The 23,464-nt window shown below is 68.4% G+C and carries 11 protein-coding genes; 6 read left to right on the forward strand and 5 right to left on the reverse strand.

Translation table 11 applies throughout. The annotated features are described in order from the left end of the window. Positions 1-196 precede the first annotated feature (196 nt). The 5 genes from QH276_RS04700 to QH276_RS04720 all read right to left on the reverse strand — a co-directional run bounded on the left by QH276_RS04700 (position 197) and on the right by QH276_RS04720 (position 10,735). Positions 197-3,988: a multifunctional oxoglutarate decarboxylase/oxoglutarate dehydrogenase thiamine pyrophosphate-binding subunit/dihydrolipoyllysine-residue succinyltransferase subunit gene (locus tag QH276_RS04700; protein WP_432278681.1), complete on the reverse strand. Its 3,792-nt coding sequence runs from the start codon at positions 3,986-3,988 to the stop codon at positions 197-199. 140 nt (positions 3,989-4,128) lie between these two features. Beyond that, positions 4,129-7,758: an ABC transporter ATP-binding protein gene (locus tag QH276_RS04705; protein ID WP_280400466.1), complete on the reverse strand. Its 3,630-nt coding sequence runs from the start codon at positions 7,756-7,758 to the stop codon at positions 4,129-4,131. Between the two features lie 441 nt (positions 7,759-8,199). Then, positions 8,200-8,982: an ABC transporter permease gene (locus tag QH276_RS04710; RefSeq protein WP_280400463.1), complete on the reverse strand. Its 783-nt coding sequence runs from the start codon at positions 8,980-8,982 to the stop codon at positions 8,200-8,202. Beyond that, a complete protein-coding gene (locus QH276_RS04715; protein ID WP_280400464.1) occupies positions 8,979-9,920 on the reverse strand; it encodes an ABC transporter ATP-binding protein in 942 nt (313 codons plus the stop codon). Before QH276_RS04715 ends, QH276_RS04710 begins: the two co-directional genes overlap by 4 nt. Then, on the reverse strand, positions 9,917-10,735 hold the full coding sequence (locus tag QH276_RS04720) for a hypothetical protein (RefSeq protein WP_280400465.1): 819 nt from the start codon (positions 10,733-10,735) through the stop codon (positions 9,917-9,919). Before QH276_RS04720 ends, QH276_RS04715 begins: the two co-directional genes overlap by 4 nt. Positions 10,736-11,504: 769 nt before the next feature. Here QH276_RS04720 and QH276_RS04725 point away from each other — a divergent pair. The 6 genes from QH276_RS04725 (at position 11,505) to QH276_RS04750 (ending at position 23,437) form a co-directional block, all read left to right on the forward strand. Then, on the forward strand, positions 11,505-12,038 hold the full coding sequence (locus tag QH276_RS04725) for a DUF732 domain-containing protein (RefSeq protein ID WP_280396492.1): 534 nt from the start codon (positions 11,505-11,507) through the stop codon (positions 12,036-12,038). Between the two features lie 9 nt (positions 12,039-12,047). Continuing rightward, positions 12,048-13,037: a cutinase family protein gene (locus QH276_RS04730; RefSeq protein ID WP_280406638.1), complete on the forward strand. Its 990-nt coding sequence runs from the start codon at positions 12,048-12,050 to the stop codon at positions 13,035-13,037. Between the two features lie 288 nt (positions 13,038-13,325). Next, positions 13,326-14,345 carry an LLM class F420-dependent oxidoreductase gene (locus QH276_RS04735; protein WP_280396658.1) on the forward strand — a complete coding sequence of 340 codons (1,020 nt, stop codon included), beginning with the start codon at positions 13,326-13,328 and terminating at the stop codon, positions 14,343-14,345. A 193-nt stretch (positions 14,346-14,538) separates the two neighbouring features. Then, positions 14,539-16,449, forward strand: a complete 1,911-nt coding sequence (gene fadD32 / locus QH276_RS04740; protein ID WP_280396657.1) for a long-chain-fatty-acid--AMP ligase FadD32 — start codon at positions 14,539-14,541, stop codon at positions 16,447-16,449. Between the two features lie 110 nt (positions 16,450-16,559). After that, entirely contained in the window at positions 16,560-21,896 is a 5,337-nt protein-coding gene (pks13, locus tag QH276_RS04745) for a polyketide synthase Pks13 (RefSeq protein ID WP_280396656.1), read from the forward strand. After that, on the forward strand, positions 21,893-23,437 hold the full coding sequence (locus tag QH276_RS04750; protein ID WP_280396655.1) for an acyl-CoA carboxylase subunit beta: 1,545 nt from the start codon (positions 21,893-21,895) through the stop codon (positions 23,435-23,437). Before pks13 ends, QH276_RS04750 begins: the two co-directional genes overlap by 4 nt. The last annotated feature ends 27 nt before the right edge of the window (positions 23,438-23,464 follow it).

Here is a 23,464-nt window from a genome sequence, read left to right on the forward strand (position 1 = left end):
ATCCGGTCACGAAGCCGATACCGGCGTTGTGGCGGGGGCGCGGGGGGGTGTGCTCGCGGGGCGGCGGGGCCCCCGCCCCCCCCCCACACCTGCCCCCCCCCGGTCTTCTCCGGGCGCCCCCCCCCCACCCCCGGCCCGCCGGGCCCCCCCCCGCGGGGGGGGGGGGGGCCGCCCGGGGGGTCGGACGAGATACCGGTCAGCTGGTGGGCTCGAACGCCTCGTCGATGATCTCGGCCTGCTCCACCGCGTGCACCTTGTTCGAACCCGAGGACGGGGCCGACATGGCACGGCGCGAGATACGGCGCAGGCGGCCCAGCCGCTGCGGCAGCAGTTCCGGCAGGTTCAGGCCGTAGAACGGCCAGGCACCCTGGTTCGCCGGTTCCTCCTGCACCCAGGCGATATCGGTCGCGTTGGTGTAGCGCTCCAATGCCTCGTTCAACCGGAACTTCGGCATCGGGTACAGCTGCTCCACCCGGACGATGGCGATATCGTCACGCTTGCGCTTGGCCTTGGCGGCGGCCAGCTCGTAGTAGAGCTTGCCGCTGGTCAGCAGGATGCGCTTGACCGCGGCGCGGTCGCCGATGCCCTGTTCGTAGGTGGGCTCGTCGAACACCGAGCGGAACTTGGACTCGGTGAAGTCCTTCAGATCGCTCACCACCGCCTTGTTGCGCAGCATCGACTTCGGGGTGAAGACGATCAGCGGACGGCGGATACCGTCCAGCGCGTGCCGGCGCAGCAGGTGGAAGTAGTTCGCCGGGGTGGACGGCACCGCGACCGTCATCGAACCCTCCGCGCACAACTGCAGGAAACGCTCGATCCGGCCGGAGGTGTGGTCGGGACCCTGACCCTCGTGCCCGTGCGGCAACAGCAGCACGACCTCGGACAGCTGACCCCACTTCGCCTCACCGGACGAGATGAACTCGTCGATGATCGACTGTGCGCCGTTGACGAAATCGCCGAACTGCGCCTCCCACAACACCAGCGCGTCCGGGTTGCCCAGCGAATAGCCGTACTCGAAACCGACGGCGGCGAATTCGCTCAGCGCCGAATCGTGCACCGCGAACCAGCCCGGGTTTTCGCTGTTGAGGTTGTGCAGCGGGGTGTACTCGGCGGCGGTCTTACGGTCGATGATCACCGCATGCCGCTGGGTGAAGGTGCCGCGGCGGGAATCCTGACCGGTCAGCCGCACCGCGCGGCCCTCGTCGATCAGCGTGCCGAAGGCCAGCAACTCGGCGAACGCCCAGTCGACCTTGCCCTCGTAGGCCATTTCGCGGCGCTTGTCCAGCACCGGCTGCACGCGCGGATGCACACTGAAACCGTCGGGCACGTTGATGAACGCGTCGCCGATCCGCTGCAGCACCGACTTGTCCACGGCGGTGAGCACTGTGGACGGGATCTGCTGGGCGTCCTCCACCGATTCGCTCGGCCCCGGCGGATATTTCTCCAGCTCGCGGACCTCGTTGAAGACCCGCTCCAACTGGCCCTGGTAGTCGCGCAGCGCGTCCTCGGCCTCTTTCATCGAGATATCACCACGGCCGATCAGGCTTTCGGTGTAGCTCTTGCGGACGCTGCGCTTGGTGTCGATGACGTCGTACATGTACGGCTGGGTCATCGACGGGTCGTCGCCCTCGTTGTGACCGCGGCGGCGGTAGCAGATGAGGTCGATCACCACGTCCTTGCGGAACTTCTGCCGGAAATCGACCGCGAGACGGGCGACCCAGTCGCAGGCCTCGGGATCGTCGCCGTTGACATGGAAGATCGGGGCGCCGATGAACTTGGCGATATCGGTGGAGTACTCGGTGGAGCGGCTGTTCTCCGGCGCGGTGGTGAAGCCGATCTGGTTGTTCACCACGATATGGATGGTGCCGCCCACGCGGTAACCGCGCAGACCCGACAGGTTCAGGGTTTCGGCGACCACGCCCTGCCCGGCGAACGCGGCGTCACCGTGCAGCATCAGCGGGACGACCGAGAAGCCCTCGGGACCGTCGCCCTTGTCCAGCAGATCCTGCTTGGCGCGCACCAGCCCCTCGAGTACCGGATCGACCGCTTCCAGATGCGAGGGATTGGCGGTCAGCGAGACCTCGATCTCGTTGTCGCCGAACATCTGCAGGTAGGTGCCGCGCGCACCGAGGTGGTACTTCACATCGCCCGAGCCGTGCGTGGCGGCCGGGTTCATATTGCCCTCGAACTCGGTGAAGATCTTCGAGTACGGTTTGCCGACGATATTGGCCAGCACATTGAGCCGGCCGCGGTGCGGCATACCGATCACGACCTCGTCGAGCCCGTGCTCGGCGCACTGGTCGATCACGGCGTCCATCATCGGGATCACCGATTCGGCGCCCTCCAGCGAGAACCGCTTCTGCCCGACGTATTTGGTCTGCAGGAAGGTTTCGAACGCCTCGGCCGCGTTGAGCCGGTTCAGGATGTACTTCTGCTGGGCGACCGTCGGCTTCACATGCTTCTGCTCGACCCGGTCCTGGATCCATTTCAGCTGTTCGGGTTCCAGGATGTGGGTGTATTCCACACCCACATGGCGGCAGTAGGCCTCGCGCAGCACCGAGAGCACATCGCGCAGCTTCATCCGCTCTTCGCCGTGGAAGCCGCCGACGTTGAACTCGCGGTCGAGATCCCACAGGGTGAGGCCGTGCTGGGTGACGTCCAGGTCGGGGTGGCTACGGAATTTCTCCTTGACCAGGCGCAGCGGATCGGTATCGGCCATCAGATGGCCGCGGTTGCGGTAGGCCGCGATCATCTCCAGCACCCGGGTGCTCTTGTCGACACCGCGTTCCTGGATATCCTTGCGCCACCGGATCGGCTCGTACGGCACACCCAGGCCGTGGAAGATCTCGTCGTAGAACTCGTCGGCGATGAGCAGCTTGTGGATGGTGCGCAGGAAATCACCGGATTCCGCGCCCTGGATGATGCGGTGATCGTAGGTCGAGGTGAGGGTCATCAGCTTGCCGATGCCGACCTCGGCGATCCGCTCGTCGCTCATACCCTGGAACTCGGCCGGGTACTCCATGGCGCCCGCGCCGATGATCGCGCCCTGACCCTGCATCAACCGCGGTACGGAGTGCACGGTGCCGATGGTGCCCGGGTTGGTCAGCGAGATGGTGACCCCGCTGAAATCCTCCGAGGTCAGTTTGCCGTCGCGGGCGCGGCGGACGATGTCCTCGTAGGCGGTGTGGAACTGGCCGAAGGTCATTTCCTCGCAACCCTTGATGGCCGCGACCACCAGGGAGCGGTTCCCGTCTTTACCGGGCAGGTCGATGGCCAGGCCCAGGTTCGTATGCGCGGGGGTGACCGCGTTCGGCTTCCCGTCGACCTCGGCGAAATGCCGGTTCATGTTCGGGAACGCCTTCACGGCCTGCACGATGGCGTAACCGAGCAGATGGGTGAAGGAGATCTTGCCGCCGCGGGTACGGGCGAGATGGTTGTTGATGACGATCCGGTTGTCGATCATCAGCTTGGCCGGGACGGCCCGCACGCTGGTGGCGGTCGGGATGGTCAGCGACGCCGACATGTTCTTGGCGACCGCCGCGGCGGCACCACGCAGGACCTTCTTCTCCTCGGCGGCCGGCGGCTTCGGCGCGCCCGAGGTGGGGGCGGCGTTCGATGTCGGCGCGGGGGTGGTCTTCGGTGCGCGCTGCTGCTGCGCCGTCGCGGAGGTCTTCGCCGCGGTGGTGGCGGGCGTCGCCGGCTTCGGGGCCGCGGCCGGGGTGGCGGCACTGGCCGGAGCGGAAGGCGCGGTCGCGCGGGTCTGCACGGAGGCCGCCTCGGCCGGTACGGGGGCGGAATTCACCGGGCGGGCCGCCGGTGCCGTGGCGGACCGGTCGGTGTTACCGGAATCACCGGAGGTCTCGGGGGTGTAGTCGGCGAGGAACTCGTGCCAGCTGGCGTCGACCGAGGATGGATCCTGTTTGAACTTCTGATACATCTCGTCGACCAGCCACTGGTTCTGACCGAACTGGGATTTTGAGCTGCTCACAGCAGGTGTTCGCCTCATTTCGTTCTTCGCGCTGCGACGTTTGTGACGTGCCCGGCACCGGGGATCGGTGGATGGGTACCGATACGCCCTCCGACGAGGATATGCCCCCGTGTCCATCGGCCACGTCACCGACCACCGGTCTACCCCGACCTCATAGTTGACGACTTGTGTCCTATCGAGGATATTCCTTCCGCGTTACCCGCGGCTGTCCACAGGCGGGCATACTCGCCGCCGGCCGCCAGCAGATCCGCGTGGGTCCCCATTTCCACGACCCGCCCGTGGGCGATCACGGCGATGCGATCGGCCCGGGCCGCGGTGGCCAGCCGGTGCGCGACGACCACGGTCGTCCGGTCGCGAGCGAGGGAACCGGTTGCGGCCAGCACTTTCTCTTCGGTATCGGGATCGAGGGTGGCGGTGGCCTCGTCGAGCAGCAGGATGTCGGGGTCGACGAGCTGGGCGCGGGCCAGGGCGATGAGCTGGCGTTGCCCCGCGGAGAGTCCGCGGCCGCGTTCCCCGACGGGCCGGTGCATTCCGCCGGGCAGGCCGGCGATCATCTCCGCCGCGCCCACCGCCCGGGCGGCGTCCGCGATCTCGGATTCGGTGGCGGAGGGTTTCCCGAACGCAATGTTGCTCGCCACGTCACCGGTGAACAGGTGAGCTTCCTGCGGAACCATGCCGAGCCGGGAGCGGTACCGGTCGAGCCGGTAATCGCGGATATCGACCCCGTCCGCGCGGACCACGCCCGTGTCGGTATCGGCGAGATCGTAGAGCCGGGCCAGCAGCTTGACGATGGTGGATTTCCCGGCCCCGGTCGCACCGACCAGCGCCAGCGATTGCCCGGGGGCCACCGCGAGATCCACGCCGTCCAGTGCGGGACGGTCGGTGGCCGGGTAGCTGAAACGCACCGCGTCGAGCGCCAGGTCGCCGCGCAGGCCGCCGGCGATCGGGTCGGCGCCGGGCGGGTCGGCGCGCAGGGAGGACGGGGTGCGCAGCAGCTCACCGATCCGCCGCAACCCCACCCGGGCCTGCTGATACCCGTCGAATACCTGCGACAACTGCTGTACCGGGCCGAACAGCAACTCCAGGTACAGCACGAACGCGATGAGCGTGCCGGCGCTCGTCTCCCCGGAGGCCACCGCGTGCGCACCGGTGAGTACCACCAGGGCCAGCGCCAGATCGGTCCACGAGGCCATGAACGCGAAGTACAGCGCGATCGCCCGCTGTGCCCGCATCCGGCTGCGCCGGTATCCGGCGGAGTATTCGGCGAACCGGTGGGCCGAACGCCGCTCGTGCCGGTAGGCCTGCACCGCCCGCAGGCCGGCGACGTTCTCCTGGAAATCGGCGTTCACGGTGGACACCCGTTCCCGGGAGATGCTGTAGGCCACCGAGGACACGCGGCGGAAGATCACCGTGGCGATGATCAGCGGCGGGAGGACACCCAGCAGCACCACCAGAGCGAGCCCGGTATCGATCACGAGCAGGGCGACCGCGATCCCGGCCAGCGACAGCGCGCTCACCAGGGCGGTCGACACACCGGTCTGCAGGAATGTGGACAGCGCATCGACATCGGTGGTCATCCGCGTCATGATCCGCCCGGACAGTTCCCGCTCGTAGTAGTCCAGCCCGAGGCGTTGCAGATGGGCGTAACTGCGGACTCGCAGTCCGTACAGCACTCGCTCGCCGGTCCGGGAGGTGAGCAGGGTCGTCGCGGACGCCACCACCCATCCGGCCGTCACCAGCCCGGCACCGAGTAGCGCGGTGACGGCCAGAGCGCCCGGGTCGGAGCCGGCGACACCGGAATCGATGGCGTGCCGCACCAGCGGCGGGAAACCGATCCCGATGAGTGCGTCCAGCGCCAATAACAGGACCGAGGCCAAAACCAGCAGACGCACCGGATGCAGCAGGCGGGCCAGCCGGAAACCCGGGTCGGGTTCGCGCAGCCGGGCCGGGTCCAGCCGGGGTTGTTCGTCGGCGGCGGGTAGGCGGGCGATCTCGCGGCGAAGCTCGGGCGTTTCGCTGAGATTCGCCGCGGCGGCCATCCGGTCCGTCGACTGGGTGACCGGTAGCCGGTCGGCCACGACGGCGGGGCCGCTCACCACGGTCGTGGCGGGTTCCGGCAGGCGGATCACCCGGTCGGCATGGGCCAGGGTGGATTCGCGGTGCGCGAGGATGATCGTGGTCCGGGACCCCTGGTCGGGCAGGGCGCCGAAAATGGCGGCCTCGGTGACCGCGTCCACCGCCGAGGTGGCATCGTCGAGGACGAGGATCCGCGGCCGGGCCAGCAGCGCCCGGGCCAGTGCGATCCGTTGCCGCTGGCCACCGGAGAGAGTGAGACCGCGTTCCCCGACGACGGTGTCGTAGCCGTCGGGCAGCGCTGCGATGAATTCGTCGGCGGCGGCCTGGCGAGCGGCCTCCCGGATCTCGGCAGCGGTGGCATCGGGCCGGCCCAGAGCGATATTCGCGGCGACGCTGGAACTGAACAGGAACGGGTCGTCGAACACCACACCGACGGCCGCGCGTAACTGCGCCGCGGCGGTATCGGCGATATCGACGGGCTGCGTAGCGCCGGTGCCGAGCAGCCGGATCCGGCCGGAATCCGGCGCGTAGAAGCGGGGCAGCAGCAGCGACAGCGTCGTCTTCCCGGACCCCGCCGGACCGATGATCGCCACGGTTTCGCCGGGGCGCACCCGTAGGTCGAGATCGCGCAGGATCGGCTGACCGGGGTCGAACCCGAAGGTCACCGCCTCGAGCTCGATACCCAGTGGGCCGTCGGGTACCGGTACCGGATCGGATGGGTCGGCCACCGCCGGGCCCGCATCGATCACCTGGTAGACGCGTTCGGCCGCGGCGCGGGTGAGCTGAGCCAGGATGACCACCGACGCCATGGTGCGCGCGGTGGTGGTCATAGTTGTCACGTAGGCGCTGAAGGCCAGGAAGGTGCCGAGGCCGATGGCACCCTGCAGAGCCAGCCAGCCGCCCAGCGCGATCACGACCACCAGACCCGCCTGCGGTATGGCGGCCAGTGTGGGGGAGAAGCGGGCATTGATCGTCGCGGCGCGCATCCGTTCGGCGAACAACCGGCGCCCGTGCCGTTCCAGCACGTCGACCATGCGGGCTTCCTGGCCGAAACCCTTCACGACCCGGACCCCGGTGACCGTCTCCTCCACATGCTGGGCCAGCTCGGCCGCCCGCTGCTGGGCCGACCAGGTCGCGGCATGCAACCGGGGGCGCATCCGGTACACCACCGCGATCACCAGCGGCACCATCAGCAGCGCGGCCGCGGCCAGCGGCGGGGACAACCACAGCATCACCGCGGCCGCGAGCACGAATTGCAGTAGCGACATCCCCGAGAGCGGGGCCATCGCCAGCAGGGTCTGCACCAACTGCAGATCGGTGATGGAGCGGGAGACGACCTGGCCGGTGCGCAAGGCATCCTGGCCGGCGCCGTCGAGGCGTTGCAGCGAGCCGAGCAGTTGCAGCCGCAGACCGTGCTGAACGTCGAGGGAAAGTTTCCCGGCGAGCATCCGCCGCCCGAAGGAGGCGGCGAAACGGCCGGCGGCGAGCAAGGCCAGCAACCCGGCGACGATCCCGATGACCCGAGTGGCGCCGGTGGTCGCGGAATCCACGGCCCATTTGGTGAGCAACGGTGCCACGATCTCGGCCGCCGCGCCCGCCACCAGCGCCGCGGCGATCCCTGTCAGCGTGCCGCGGTAATGCCGGCACTCCGCCCACAACCGGCGGATCCATCCGGCATCGGTGCGCCGCGCGATCCGTACCGAGGCCGGTGCGCTCGGCTCGCGGCAATCGGAGGTGCCCACGCGGGCACCGTTCGCTGCCGCCTCCGAATCCGTCCCGCTCGCGCCGGGGCCCTCGGGCGTGAGCGTGTGGCTTTCGTCGTCTCGCCGCACTACCGGCTCACGCCTTCCGTGCCGACCGGGCGTGGGCACGGGCCCTTCATGGCTACGCTCCGTCGCCTCGCCATCGGACCCGCTCATGCCGTTTCCATCGGGTGCATAGGCCGGCCCGCTCTGTCCGTACGTCGTGCTGTCGTCGCCCCCGGCTCGCTCATCTGCCCCTCCCGATTTACCCCCGCCTCACCTGCCATCGACCATAACGACGCCTACCGACAGAGTCTTGTTCCCTGGGGTGTGGGTTCGGCCGGAAGGGCCTACCGCGCCCTGAGCGCACCCACCGGGCCGGTCGCCGGCCGGTCAGAGCTCGGCGCGGCGCAGCGACCACCAGCTCCACGCGCTGATGCCCACGGTCCACAGCAGCAGCACCACGATCGCCGCGGGTGCCGGGGCCAGGAGATCGGCATCGGTGAAGGATCCGGGGAAGAGGGTGCTCAGCGTGGCGGAACCGGGCAGCAGGGTCGCGGCGCCCGGGATGCCGATGCCCGCGGTCACCACCCACAGCAGCGGCTCGGCAATCAGCAGCCATCCGAGGACAGCGCCGATCGCGAGCAGCGGGGCCCGCAGCAGCAACCCGATCCCGGTGCCGATCACCGCCCAGCAGACCGCGGCCACCAGGCCGCCGCCGAGTACCGCGAACAACGAACCGGTGATCTCGAATTTGTCCCGCCCGAACAACAGCAGGCACACCATCGCCACGATTTCCACCGCGAGCGCGGCCGCCAGCGCCGCGAGACCGGTGACCAGGAACTTCGCCCCGGCCAGGCGGTCGCGATCCACGGTGAACAAGGTGGTGATCACCAAGGTGTCGTGCTGATGTTCGCCGGCCGCGCCCGCAGCGCCGAACGCCGCCGAGCCGAGGACGACGGCGAGCAACGCCAGATAGAGCCCGATGGTCGCGGTGCCGGTCACCGGCTCGCCGCGCGGATCGAGCGGGCCGGCCATGAGCGCGCTCACCGCAGGCGCCACGACCGCCGTCGCCACCGCCAGCCCGGCGAGGACCCGGGTGTAGCGCAGCGTGACGGCCTTGCGGTACTCGGAGAGTACGGGCGGTATCAGTTCCGCCGGTACGACATCGATCATCGGGAAACCCCGTACGGCAGGTGGGTGGACGGCGGCATACCGGGAGCGGCCGGGCCGGCCGCGGCGGCATGGGTGAGCGAAGCGAGGACCCGATCGGGATGGATCCGGTCGGGCACGATCGAGTCCAGCCGGACCCGGGCCGCCCGGGCCGCCTCGACGATATCGTCCTCGGTGGCACCCGCCACGGCCAGTTGATCGTCGGGCCGGATGACGGCATCGGTGAAACCGCGCGCCGCCAGTGCCGTCGCGACCGCGATCGACGACGACGACGCCACCACGAGCCGGTCCGGATTACGCCGCCGCAACCGGGCCGGGCTGCCCTGATAGGCGACCGTCCCCGCGCTGAGCACCACCAGATGGTCGGCCACCGGCAACGCGCTGACCAGGCTCTGCGCGGTGAACAACACGGTGCCGCCGCGCCGGGTGTGGTGCCGCAGGAAACCCTGCAACCAGGAGATTTCGCTCAACTGCATACCGGCACCCGGATCGTCGAGAATCAGCAGACGCGGATCGCCGAGCAACGCGGTGGCCAGCGCGGCGCGGGTTTCCTCGCCGGGTGTCAGATCGTCCGGCACCGCGCGGGCACGATCGGTGAGGCCGGTGATCTCCAGCACGGCCGGTACCCGGCTGTCGGGATAGCCGCCGGCCGCCGCGAACACCCGCAGATGGTCCCGCACCGTCCGGCGCGGATGGAGCCCGCGCGGCGCGAGCACCGCCCCTACCGCCGAACTGCCGCGGCCACCGCTCAGCGTCACCGATCCGGTGGTGGGTGGCAGCAGGCCCAGCAGGATCGCGATGATCGTCGATTTCCCGGCACCGGGCGGACCGACGAGCGCCGCGCAGGTGCCCTGCGCGATATCGAAGGAGACGTCCTGGGCGCCGGTGGCGAAGTCCGGGAAACGCTTGGTCAGGCCGCGGACCGTGATCGCGGGTGTCATCGGGGCTCGGCCGGCGGTTGCCGGGGCTCGGTCGGTACCGCCGCGGGTGCCGACGGCGGGGACAGCGGTGCATCATCCGGCAGCCCCGCCTGCGAATCCCACTGTGCGCCTTGCTTACCGGGCTGTTCGGGCGCGGGCGCGAGTTCGGCGTCCACGATCATCTCGTCGGGGAAACGATTCGGGGGCGGGCCGAAAGCCTTGCGTGCATTGTTGATCGTCGACTTACCGAGGGCCCGGTTACCGACGCCGCCGATCACGGCGCCGATCCCGGCGGGCACCACCTTGCCGGCCATCAGCGCGGCACGTTTGGTGAGGAACCGGACGATGAACCGCTTGAGCAGCGAATCGTTCATACCGGAAAGACCCGGAATCTTGTTCGCGAATACGGTGCCCCAATTCTTGGCCGAGGAACCGACGCTCTTCTGCACGATCTCCATCCCGCTGTCCCCGAGGACCACGGCCAGCACCATCGCCCGCCGCTGCGGCGCATCCTCCGGCTTCACCCCGTGCACCGCGGCCACGGCGAGAGTGAACAGTGCGGAAGCCTCCATGAAGAAAGTGGTCTCGGCGCTCACCGCCGCCAGCGCGGCGATCGTGCCCACCCCGGGCACCGCGGCCGAGGCGCCCACGGCGCTACCGCTACCGGTCACCGCCAGCAGATACTGGCGTTCGAGACGGGCGATGATCTGCGCGGGCGTCTCCTCCGGATGTGCCCGCCGCAGACGTGCGACGTATTTGGCGACGGCGGGTGCTTGTAGCCGGGAACCATGGTCGAGTGCCTCGATCACGGCTTTTTCCACTGCCCCGTTACGCACGGCGTCATCCTCCTTTGCGGGCCCTGTGCACTGTATGACACGAGCCCCACGTTCGTACGGTCTGACAACGGATTACCCGCCCAGCGGGTTCCGTATCTTCGGTGCCGCCTCCGGCGGCGCGGGGTTTGGCTGGGTCTTTTTTCGGCGCCGGCGGCGCCGCCGGGGGTTTGGGCCCCGTGGGCCCCTGCGGCCCGCGCGCCACACGCGCGGCGGGGCGGCTTCGCACCGCGGGCTGACAGCCGGGACGGGCCAAACCCTCTCAGGGCCTCGTAAGACTCGGCGCCGCCGTGGTTGCGTTTCTTCGGGATTATGTGCACTTCGAGTGCTTCGCTGGGCTAGGCGCCGCCGTGGTTGCGTTTCTTTGGGGTTGTGCGCACTTCGAGTGCTTCGCTGGGCTCGGCGCCGCCGTGGTTGCGTTCGGTTTTGGGGTATGGACTCTGCCAATACTTCGCTGGAGTCGCCGTCATGATTGCCTTCGGTTCGGGGTTGTGGGTCCTCCGCGGGCCTTCCCGGACTCGGCGCATGTCCGGGTGAGGTGGCGGGCCCGCTGAGGAACCTGCAGCGAGCGTCTGTGCAGCCTGAACATCGCGGTGTGGATCGACACCGCCCGGCGGACTCGGGTGATCTGGTATTACCCTCGGGGGTCGCGGCCCGCGAGACGCGCCGGGCCTCGAGGTAACCCGACGGTCAACCCACTGTCTGCGGCGCCTGATAGCGGGCGGGCGTGGACATGCGCGCAACCCGCGCGCCGGAACACAGGATGGAATGTATGTATCGGACCCGAGGCACGTTGCTCGGTGTGGTGGCGGCCGTGGCAGCCGCCGGACTGCTCGCCGGCTGCGGTGACGAGGAATCGACCGCGACCAGCACCCCGACCTTGTCGACCCCGGCCGCCGCACCGTCCGCGAGCTCGGCGCCGGCTCCGGCGCCCGAGGCCGAGAGCCCCGCCCCGGAGGCGGCTCCGGCGCCCGAGGAGACCGCCGCGCCGGAGGAGCCGCCCGCCGAACCGGAGCGTCCCGCGCCGGTGCCGCCGCAGGAAACCGAGACCGGCCAGCTCGGGGCCAAGGAACAGACCTATATCGACGAGCTGGCGAAACAGGGCGTCACGCCGTCCAGCCCGGATATCGCGCTGAGTATCGGTGCGTACGTGTGCAACGGGGTGGCGCAGGGCGAATCGGATGCGAGCCTGCTCACCTGGGTCACCGCGATGGCCGGATCGGACGCCACGTTCGATCCGGCGAAGATGCCGGTCGAACAGGCGGGCCAGATCTACATCAACACCGCGAAAGCGCACTACTGCTAGTGGCTGCCGATGAGTAGGGGACGTAGCGGAGCTCGGCGTTCGCGGTCGGCAGGATGCCTGACCCTGCTGGCGCTCGGGGTGGCCGGGCTCGTCATCGTGGTGTTGCTCTGGTATCTGCTGGCGGGCTGTCTGCGGGAGCCGGAACCGCCCGGGCCGGGGCCCGGGCGGGAGGAGCCGACCAGTCAGCCGGCGAGCTGCCCGGATGTGCAGATGGTTTCGGTACCGGGGACGTGGGAGTCGAACAGTAACGACGACCCGTACAACCCGACGGCGAATCCGGCCTCGCTCATGCTGAACGTCAGCAACCCGGTGCGGGAACAGTTTCCGGCCGAGCGGGTGGATGTGTACACCGTCCCCTACGTCGCGCAGTTCTCCAATCCCGTGGCGTTCCCGCCGGACGGCCAGGCCTCCTACAACGTGTCCCGTACCGAGGGCATGCGGCGGACCTTCGATTTCCTCACCCAGCGGCACGAGGAATGCCCGCTCACCACCTATGTGCTGGCCGGGTTCTCGCAGGGCGCGGTGATCGCCGGGGATATCGCCGAGCAGATCGGTAAGGGTAACGGGCCGGTGCCGGCGGAACGGGTACTCGGGGTGACGTTGATCGCGGACGGCCGCCGGTCCGGTGAGCCGGGTCCGGGACAGCCGATCCAGGTGGGGACCCCGCCGCCCGGGATCGGCGCGGAGGTCGCACTGGGTGGTTTGACCGTGCCGGGAATCACGATGACCGGTCCGCGGAAAGAGGGCTTCGGTGAGCTGGCCGACCGGGTGTACACGATCTGTGCGCCGGGCGACCTGATCTGCGACGCGCCGCGTAACGCGCTCAGCCCCGCCAATATCCTCGGCAGCCTGGGCACACTCGCGCAAGCCGTCGGGAATCCGGTGCACAGCCTCTACCACGGGTTCGTCGTCGACGAGAACGGCACCACCGCGACCCAGTGGGCCGCCCAGTGGGCGATCGGCCTGGTCGAAGGCGCGCCGGCGCCGCCGCATTCCTGACCGCCGGGTTACGCGTCCAGCGCGTGGCCGCCGCGGCGGTCAGGTTCTGCGGCCGCGCACCGGCCCAGACACCGGTGGCCGGTGCCGCGTGTCGAGCCCGGAGTGTTGTGCCTGGTCGAGCGCGATTTCCCGGCCATCCGCCGGTATCGGCGGCGCGTTGTGACAATTCACCGCACGCAGCGTGTTCCCTCACCCGCAGCACGCTGTAAAGTGCGCTCGTGATCGCGCGTCCCGGCCCTGCGCCGGCCGGGAAACGCAGGGACCTCCGATAGCCAGGAGCATGAGTTCATGACAGAAGCCGCCGCACCGGTGGATGAGTTGAGCGCGCTGGGCACTCCGTTGCGAAAGTTCCGCTTCGCGGCCGCGGGCGAGGGGAACAAGCAGGAAGGCGGCGCCCGCAAGTTCATCCAGACGGCGCAGCAGGCCGAGGAGTACGGCTACGACACCTTCGTGGTGCCGGACCATCTCGGTGACCAGATCGGCCCGATCGCCGCTCTCGGTGCGCTCTCGCAGGCCACCGAGAAGATCCGCCTCGGCACCTCCGTGCTGGCCAACGGGTTCCGCCATCCGGTGGTGCTGGCCAAGGACCTGGCCACCATCGATGTGCTGTCGAAGGGCCGGCTCGAGGTGGGTATCGGCGCGGGCTGGAAGGCCGACGAATTCGCCGCCGCCGGGCTGGACTACGACCGTCCGGGAATCCGGCTCGCCAAACTCGACGAGACGCTCACCATCCTCGATGTGCTGCTGCGTGGGCAGGAGTGCACCTTCGAGGGCAAGTACTACCAGGTCCGCGGTATCAAGGGCACGCCGCGGCCGCGGCAGGGTCCGCGCCCGCCGCTGTGTACCGGTGGTGGTGGGCCGCGGATGCTGAAGCTGGCCGCCAAGCACGCCGACATCATCTCGGTGGTGCCGGTCACCACGCCGCAGGGCAAGGGCCTGCTCTCCGGGATCACTCTCGAGAAGACCATCGAGAAGGTGAATCTGATCAAGGAGGCCGCCGGGGATCGGTTCGCCGAGATCGAGCTGAACTGGGCGATTACCGCGATCGTGATCACCGACGACCGGGAGAAGACGGCGGAGATGGCGCTGTCGGCGCTGGACCGCGGACTGCATCCCGACCTCGAGGTCGATGTTCAGCTGACCGTCGAGCAACTGCTGAATTCGCCGTACGTGGCGATCGGCACGTTCGAGGAGATCGCGGAGCAGGTCCGCCGGGTGCGTCAGCTCACGGGTATGTCCTATATCGGGATCTATCCCACCCAGATGGACGCGTTCGCACCGGTGATTCCCCTGCTCCGGGAGGAGTGAGAAGCTCATCTCTGTAACATGTCTCTGGTTTGAGACCATCTAGCCGATAGCGGTCACCGCGCAGACCGCACCCCAGAAGCCGCGGGTGAACAGTTCCCGTTCCGGGAGCACCGCGGCGAATGCGAGTCGGGGCCCACACACTGAATAACGGTTATCGTGCCGTTGCCGCGTGCGCCTCGGAGGAGAAGAAGGAATGGACGAGACTTTCGACGACTACCTGGACGAGAACGGGAATATCACTATTCCCGATGATCGCACCCTGGTCGACCACGTCGAGATGCACACCCGCAACGACGCGAACACCTTGGCGTACCGCTACATCGATTATTCGCGCGAACGCGATGGTGAGGTACACGAGCTCACGTGGCAACAGTTCGGGGTCCGGCTGCGCGCGGTGGCCGGGCGACTGCAGCAGGTCACCAAACCCGGTGACCGGGTGGCGGTACTCGCACCGCAGGGGCTGGACTATGTGATCTCCTTCTTCGCCGCCATCTACGCGGGCACCATCGCGGTGCCGCTGTTCGATCCCGACGAGCCCGGCCATACCGACCGGTTGCACGCGGTGCTCGGCGACTGCGAACCGTCGGCCATCCTCACTGCCAGCTCGTCCGCGGCGGGGGTGCGCCAGTTCTTCCGGTCGCTGCCCGCCGCGCAGCGGCCGCGCATCATCGCCGTGGACGCCATTCCCGACAGCGTCGGGGAGAGCTGGGTGCGCCCGGATATCGCGGTGGACGATATCGCCTACCTGCAGTACACCTCGGGCTCCACCCGCACCCCGGCCGGTGTGGAGATCACCCACCGCGCCGTCGGCACCAACCTGCTGCAGATGGTCGACGCGATCAACCTGGACTGGAATTCGCGCGGCGTCACCTGGCTCCCGCTGTTCCACGATATGGGTCTGCTGACCGTGATCCTGCCCGCCGTGGGCGGCAAGTTCATCACCATCATGTCGCCGGCCTCGTTCGTGCGCCGCCCGTACCGCTGGATCAAGGAACTCGCCGCGGCCTCCGACGGCGCGGGCACCTTCGCGGCGGCCCCGAACTTCGCCTTCGAGCATGCGGCGGTACGTGGTCTGCCGAAGAACGGCGAATCGCTGGACCTGTCCAATGTGATCGGCCTGATCAACGGTAGCGAACCGGTGACCACCTCGTCGATGAAGAAGTTCAACGACGCGTTCGCCCCGTACGGCCTGCCGAAGACCGCCATCAAACCGTGCTACGGCATGGCCGAGGCGACGCTGTTCGTCTCGGCGACCAAATCCGAGGACGAGGCCAAGGTCACCTACGTCGACCGGCACGAACTCAACGCCGGCCGCATGGTGAAGGTCGAACCGGGCGCCCCGAATGCGATCGCGCAGGTGAGCTGCGGTTATGTCGCCCGCTCGCAATGGGCCGTGATCGTCGATCCCGAATCGATCGATTCCGCGCCCCGCGAGCAGCCCGACGGGCACGTCGGTGAGATCTGGCTGCACGGCAACAACATGGGTATCGGGTACTGGGGCCGCGAAGACGAGACCAACGCGACGTTCCGCAACAAGATTGCCGAGCGACTGCCCGAGGGCAGCCACGCCGAGGGCGCGGCCGCGGATGCCAACTGGATGCGCACCGGCGACTACGGCGTGTACTTCGACGGCGAGCTCTACATCACCGGCCGGGTGAAGGACCTGGTGATCGTGGACGGCCGCAACCACTACCCGCAGGATCTCGAATTCTCCGCGCAGGAGGCCAGCAGCGCGCTGCGGCCCGGCTTCATCGCGGCGTTCTCGGTGCCGGCCAACCAGCTGCCCGCCGAGGTGTTCGCCCACGGCAGCCATTCCGGCCTGAAATTCGATGCCGACGATGCCTCCGAACAGCTGGTCGTCGTCGCCGAGCGGGGGCCGGGCGCCGGTAAGGCCGATCCGCTGCCCATCGCGGATGCGGTCCGGGCGGCCATCTCGCAGCGCCACGGCGTGACCGTCCGCGATCTGCTGCTGGTGCCGGCGGGTTCGATCCCGCGCACGTCCAGCGGGAAGATCGCGCGCCGCGCCTGCAAGGCGGCATACATCGAGGGCACGCTGCGTGGCGGTTACCAACAGCAGGCCTTCCCCGATGCACCGGAGGAATGAGCCCGGTCGGCATGGTGTCGGCGTGGACACCATCGGGGGCTGCCCTCCACCCATCCCTGCGATGCAGGCTGTTGCCAGGCACCGCATACAGACAGGTAGCTTGAGGACTGATGGCTGATAACGAGGGTACGTCGCCGGAACAGACCGAGAATCTTCCCGCCGGGCAGGAGGGCGGCGCCGAGGCGGGCACGGAGCCCACGGCCGCATCGGCGGCCGCGAAACCCGATATGTCGGTGGCGGAACTACGGGAGTGGTTGCGGAACTGGGTGGCGGAGGCCACCGGTCAGTCCGTGGACAAGATCACCGTCGACCGGCCGATGGAGGAGTTCGGGCTGGCCTCGCGCGATGCGCTGGCCCTCGGCGGCGAGATCGAGGATCTCACCGGCGTGGTTCTCGACGCCACCGTCGTCTATCAGCATCCGACCATCGCCTCGCTGGCCGATGTGATCGTCAACGGTCCGCCGGAGGTCACCCTCGAGGCCCTCGACGACCAGTACTACACCGCCGGCTACGCCCCTGGTGACGCGCACGATATCGCGATCGTGGGCCTGTCCACCCGGCTGCCCGGGGCCGGGGATACTCCGGAATCCACCTGGGAATTCCTCATCAACGGCGGCGACGCCATCCGTGACCTTCCCGAGGGGCGCTGGGCGGAGTTCCTGAGCGAACCGCAGGTCGCGCAGGCCGTGGCGGAAGGAAATACCCGCGGCGGCTATCTGGACCAGAACGTCGTCACCGATTTCGACGCCGAATTCTTCGCCATGTCGCCGATCGAGGTCGAGCGGATCGACCCGCAGCAGCGGTTGATGATGGAGCTCACCTGGGAGGCGCTCGAGCATGCGCGTATCCCGGCCAGCGATCTGCGCGGGGAATCGGTGGGTGTGTACATCGGCACGTCGACCAGCGATTTCCAGCTCATCGCCGCGATGAGCCTCGGGGATACCGATCCGAACGTTCCGGCGTCGGCCGAGGCGTACAAGATCATGGGCAGTGCGAGCAGCATCATCGCCAACCGGGTTTCGTACTTCTACGATTTCCGCGGCCCGTCGGTGGCGGTGGATACCGCCTGCTCTTCGACCCTGGTCGCGGTGCATCAGGCTGTGCAGGCGCTGCGCGCCGGAGACGCCGATGTGGCCCTGGCCGGCGGCGTGAACATGCTGCTCATCCCCATGACCACGCTCGGGTTCGACAAGAACGGCGCGGTCGCCAAGGACGGCCGGATCAAGGCGTTCTCGTCCGACGCGGACGGTATGGTCCGCTCCGAGGGCGCGGGTCTGGTGGTGCTGAAGCGGCTGGCCGACGCCGAACGCGACGGCGACAAAATTCTCGCGGTGGTCAAGGGTTCGGCGGTCAACAGCGACGGTCGTTCCAACGGGCTCATCGCCCCGAATCCCGAGGCCCAGGCCGATGTCCTGCGTCGCGCCTACCGCGACGCGGGGATCGTGCCCGCCACGGTCGACTACATCGAGGCGCACGGCACGGGCACCCTGGTCGGTGATCCGATCGAGGCGCAGGCTTTGGGCGCCGTCGTCGGTGCCGGCCGGGCGGCCGATACGCCGGTCCTGCTGGGGTCGGCCAAGACCAACTTCGGGCATCTGGAATCCGGTGCGGGCGCCGCGAGCCTGGCCAAGGTGATCTTGGCGTTCCAGCACGATGTCGTCCCGCCCAATATCAACTACGCCGGGCCGAACCCGTATATCCCGTTCGAGCAGGCCCGGTTGAAGGTCGTCGACGAACCGACCCCGTTCCCGCGGTACAGCGGCACCGCGACCGTGGGGATCTCCGGCTTCGGGTTCGGCGGAACCAATGCGCACCTGGTGGTCCAGGAATACGCCCCCCCGGTCGCCGCGGTCGAAGAACCGGCGGTAGCGGAGGCCGCGGAACTCGATCGGGAGACCACCGATGTGGTCGCGGAAGCCGAGGCGGTCACCGCCGAAGCCGCGCCCGAACCCGAATGGTCGGCCGAGCGCGCCGAACCGCTGCCGGTGATCCTGGCCGTGTCCGCCTATCTGCCCTCGCGTCGTCGCCGCGCCGCCGCCGATCTGGCCGACTGGCTGGAAAGTGAAGCGGGACAGCGGACTCCGCTCGCGGATGTGGCGCGCGCGCTGGCCAAACGCAGCCACTGGCGGTCCCGCGGTGTCGTGCTGGCGAAGGATCATGCCGAAGCGATCGCCGGGCTGCGGGCGATCGCCGCCGGCAAACCCGGGCCGGGAGTTTTCACCGCCGACGCGCCCGCGGCCGAGGGGCCGATGTGGGTGATGGCCGGTTTCGGTGCCCAGCACCGCAAAATGGGCAAACAGCTCTACCTGGAGAATTCGATCTTCCGGCGCACCGTCGACGAGGTCGACGAACTCGTCCAGGACGAGGCCGGCTACTCGGTGCGCGAGATGATGCTCGATGACGCCCAGGATTGGAATATCGGCACGTCCCAGGTCGGTACCTTCACCATTCAGGTGGGGCTCGCCGCGCTGCTGCGCGCGCACGGGGCCGAACCCACCGCGGTGGTCGGCCATTCCCAGGGCGAGGTGGCCGGGGCGTATATCAGCGGTGGGCTGCCGCTGGAGGACGCCGTCCGGGTGATCTGTGCACGCTCCCGCCTGATGCGCGAGGGCGAGGAAATGCTCACCGACGACGATGTCCGCAATATGGCGCTGGTGGAGTTGAGCGCCGAGGATGTCGCGGCGATGCTGCCGGATTACCCCGATATCGAGGTGGCCGTGTACGCGGCGCCGACCAATACCGTGATCGGCGGTCCGGTGGATCAGGTCGCGGCGATCGTCGCGAAGGTCGAGGAAGCCGGGAAGTTCGCCCGCGTCCTGCAGACCAAGGGCGCCGGGCACACCTCGCAGATGGATCCGCTGCTCGGCGAACTCGCCGCCGAACTGGCCGGGATCGAACCGACGAAACCGAAGGTCGGGCTGTACTCCACGGTCGACAAGGAGCAGTACTACGCGCCCGGCCACGACCCGGTGCACACCGAGGCCTACTGGGTGAAGAACATGCGGCACAGCGTGTACTTCACGAATGCGATCAAACGCGCGGTCGACGCCGGCATCACCACCTTCCTCGAACTGGCCCCGAATTCGGTGGCGCTCATGCAGGTACTCGGCACCACGTTCGCCGCCGGCCTGCACGACGCGCAGCTGATCCCGACGCTCAAGCGCAAGGAAGACGAATCCGCCGCGGTGATCACCGCGCTGGCGCAGCTCTACGTGCACGGGCACGCGGTGGATCTGGCGTCGCTGGTACCGGCGGGGCCGTACGCCGATATCCCGCGAACCGCGTTCATCCGTAAGTACTACTGGCCGAAGGTGACCCCGCTGTCCACCGGCGGCAGCGCCCGGGTGCCGGGTGCCTCGGTCGCGCTGCCCGACGGCCGGCACGTCTGGGAGGTCCAGGCGTCGGCGGTCGACGAACTCCCCGCGCTGGTGCAATCGGCCGCCGCGCAGGTACTGGCCGATGTGAGCCTGGGCGCGAGCGTCGCCCACGCACCGCTGCCCGCCACGGGAACGCTGACCACCACCCTCACCCCGCACCCCGGTGGTGCGTCGGTGCAGGTGCATGCTCGGGAAGGCGCGCAGTTCCGGCTGCTGTTCGATGCTGTCGTCAGCTCCGGCGCTGCCCTGCCCGCTCCGGTCGAGACAGCCCCCGCCGCACCGGCGGTCAGCACGGAACCCGAGGTGCTCGACGCGGTGGACACCGCCGGTTTCGGCGAACGCTGGAGCCCCGACAGCGGCCAGACCGTGGAGGAGCGGCTGGCGCTCATCGTCGCCGAATCGATGGGTTACGCGGTCGAGGATCTGCCGATGGAGATCCCGCTCATGGAACTCGGGCTGGATTCGCTGATGGCGATGCGGATCAAGAACCGGGTCGAATACGAATTCGATATCCCGCAGTTGCAGGTCTCGGCGGTACGCGATGCCAGCCTGCACGAAGTCGGCAAGGTGCTGCGCTACGCGATCGAGCACCGCGACGAGGTGCGGGAGATGGCGGAGAAGCAGGCCGCCGGCGAAACCGGTGCACTCAACGTGGACGACAACTTCGTGGAGGCGGCGAAGGCGGCCATGGAGTCGGGCCAGGACCCGGTCGCGGCCCTGGACCAGGCGACGGCGGGTAGCGGCAGCGCCGCGGGAACGGCAGACGCCGGAAAGTCCCCGCAGGCAACGGAACCCGGCGGCACCGCCACGAACCAGACCACCGATGCGGCCGCGAATGGCTCGAAAGCTGGTGGCGCCACTGAGGAAACGGGTTCCGCGAATGATGCGGTCCAGCCCGCGGTAGCCGCGGCCGAACCTGCCCCGGCCGCGGGAGCGGCGGTATTCGGTGGCGGCACTGCCGGTTCCGCAGACGAGGAGAACGTTCCGCCACGTGACGCTGCGGAACGCCTCACCTACGCATCGTGGGCGATGGTCACCGGTGAATCGGCGGGCGGCATCTTCAATACCCTGCCGATCCTCGATGAGGACACGGCGGAAAAACTCGCGGCCCGGCTCACGGACAGGGTGGGCGCCGAGATCACCGTCGACGATGTGCTCGATTGCGAAACCATCGAGCAGTTGGCCGAAATCGTGCGCACTCTGCAGGACAGCGGAGCCGATGTCGACGGATACGTACGTCCGCTGCGTCCACGCACTGAGGGATCCGACGCGGTACCGGTTTTCGTCTTCCACCCAGCGGGTGGGAACACACTGGTCTACGAGCCGCTGCTGAAGCGGCTTCCCGAGAACACGCCGATGTACGGTCTCGAACGGGCCGAGGGTTCGATCGAGGAGCGCGCCCGCGAGTATGTCCCGGAGCTGCGCAAGTTGCAGGGCGATGGCCCGTACGTGCTCTACGGCTGGTCACTGGGTGCCGTGCTGGCCATGGCGGTCGCGCAGATCCTTCGTGCCGAGGGCGCCGATGTCCGGCTCGTCGGCCTGATCGATCTCGCCATCCCCGTGGAGCCGGAGAGCAATACCCCCGAGGAACGCTTCCGGCGGATCCAGCGCTATCAGGTGTTCGCCAAGAAGACTTTCAACATCGACGGTGAACTCGACGACGACCAGCTGCGAGAGCTGGCCGACTCGTCCGACGAAGAACAGTTCAAGATGATCAGCGATCTGATCAAGATGACCGGTGCGAAGATCCCGGGCGGGGTGCTCGAGCACCAGAAGACCTCCTGGATCGAAAACCGCGCACTCCAGCAGGTCCAGCCCGCGAACTACGACGGCGATGTGGTGCTCTACCTGGCCGACCGCTATCACGACGGTGCGATCGAGCTCGAGCCGCGGTACGCGGACCGCCGGCCCAACGGTGGTTGGGATGAGTACCTGCCGAATCTGGAGGTCATTCACATCCCCGGCGATCATCTGCAGATCATCGATGAGCCGAGGATCGGGAAAATCGGCGCGGACCTCACCGCTAAACTCGCTCGGATCGACTCATCGGGCGTGAAAGGGAGCAAGTGAGCACTACCGCCGAAAAACTCGCCGACCTGCGCAAGCGACTCGAGCTCGCCCAGGAACCGGCGGGTGAAGCGGGCGTGGCGAAGCGGGCGCGTAAGGGGATACCCAGCGCCCGCGACCGGATCAATATGCTGCTCGATCCGGGCAGTTTCGTGGAGATCGGCGCTTTGGTGCGCCGCCCCGGTGATCCGGCCGCGCTGTACGGAGACGGTGTGGTGACCGGGCACGGTACGGTCGACGGGCGGCCGGTGGCCGTGTTCTCCCACGATCAGACCGTGTACGGCGGGTCGGTGGGGGAGATGTTCGGCCGGAAGGTCGCCGCCATCATGGAGTACGCCGCGAAGGTCGGCTGCCCGATGATCGGGATCAACGATTCCGGCGGTGCCCGCGTCCAGGAGGCGGTGTCGTCGCTGGCGTGGTACGCCGAGCTGAGCACCCGGCAGGAACCGCTGTCGGGGATGGTGCCGACGATTTCGATGATCCTGGGCAACTGCGCCGGCGGTGCGGTGTATTCGCCGATCAACACCGATGTCGTGGTGGCCGTGAAATCGGCGCATATGTTCGTCACCGGGCCGAAGGTCATCCGAGAGGTCACCGGTGAGGATGTAAGCCTCGAGGAACTCGGCGGCGCGCACGCGCAGGCCCAGTACGGCAATATCCACCACATCGCCGAGGACGAGGCCGCGGCCTTCGCCTGGGTGCGCGAATACCTGTCGTATATGCCGACCAGCTGCCAGGAGCAGCCGCCGGTGATCAACCCCGGGCTGGAACCGGAGATCACCGATAGCGACCGCGAACTGAATTCGATCATCCCGGATTCGGACAACGCCGGCTACGACATGCACGACATCCTGCTGCGCATCTTCGACGACGGCCATTTCCACGAATACGGCGCCGAAGCCGGGAAGAACATCATCACCGGTTTCGCCCGGGTCGACGGCCGCAGCGTGGGGGTAGTGGCCAACCAGCCGCAGGTGTACGCGGGCGCACTCGACGCGCGCGCCTCGGACAAGGCCTCGCATTTCATCCGGCTCTGCGATGCCTACGAGATCCCGCTGGTGCTCGTGGTGGACACTCCCGGGTTCATGCCCGGCGTGGAACAGGAGAAGATCGGCGTCATCAAACGCGGCGGCCGGTTCCTGTTCGCGTTCGTGGAGGCAACCGTCCCGAAGGTCACCGTGGTGGTCCGTAAGGCCTACGGCGGCGGTTACGCCGTGATGGGGTCCAAACAGTGCGGTGCCGATGTGAACCTGGCCTGGCCGACCGCCCGGATCGCCGTGATGGGCGCGGAGAGCGCGGTGAGCCTGATCGGTGCGGCGCAGATCGCGGCCGCGCCGGAGGATCAGAAGGCCGCCGTCCGGCAGCAGCTGGTCGACTTCTACAACGCCACCGTGGCCACGCCGTGGGTGGCGGCCGAACGCGGTTTCATCGATGCGGTGATCGAGCCGGCGCAGACCCGGCTGGAGCTGCGCCGCGCGCTACATCTGCTGCGCGACAAAACGGTGATCCGCAATCCGCGCAAACATCACCTGCTGCCGCTGTGAGTCTCCGGTTCGGGTTGCCCGGCTACC

The organism is Nocardia carnea (assembly GCF_029869215.1).
GTDB lineage: Bacteria > Actinomycetota > Actinomycetes > Mycobacteriales > Mycobacteriaceae > Nocardia > Nocardia carnea_B.

Bases quoted from the DNA above. Each gene is read 5' to 3' on its own strand.
- QH276_RS04710 (WP_280400463.1), bottom strand. From the start codon at position 8,982: ATGATCGATGTCGTACCGGCGGAACTGATACCGCCCGTACTCTCCGAG.
- QH276_RS04715 (WP_280400464.1), bottom strand. From the start codon at position 9,920: ATGACACCCGCGATCACGGTCCGCGGCCTGACCAAGCGTTTCCCGGAC.
- QH276_RS04725 (WP_280396492.1), top strand. From the start codon at position 11,505: ATGTATCGGACCCGAGGCACGTTGCTCGGTGTGGTGGCGGCCGTGGCA.
- QH276_RS04730 (WP_280406638.1), top strand. From the start codon at position 12,048: ATGAGTAGGGGACGTAGCGGAGCTCGGCGTTCGCGGTCGGCAGGATGC.
- QH276_RS04735 (WP_280396658.1), top strand. From the start codon at position 13,326: ATGACAGAAGCCGCCGCACCGGTGGATGAGTTGAGCGCGCTGGGCACT.
- fadD32 (WP_280396657.1), top strand. From the start codon at position 14,539: ATGGACGAGACTTTCGACGACTACCTGGACGAGAACGGGAATATCACT.
- pks13 (WP_280396656.1), top strand. From the start codon at position 16,560: ATGGCTGATAACGAGGGTACGTCGCCGGAACAGACCGAGAATCTTCCC.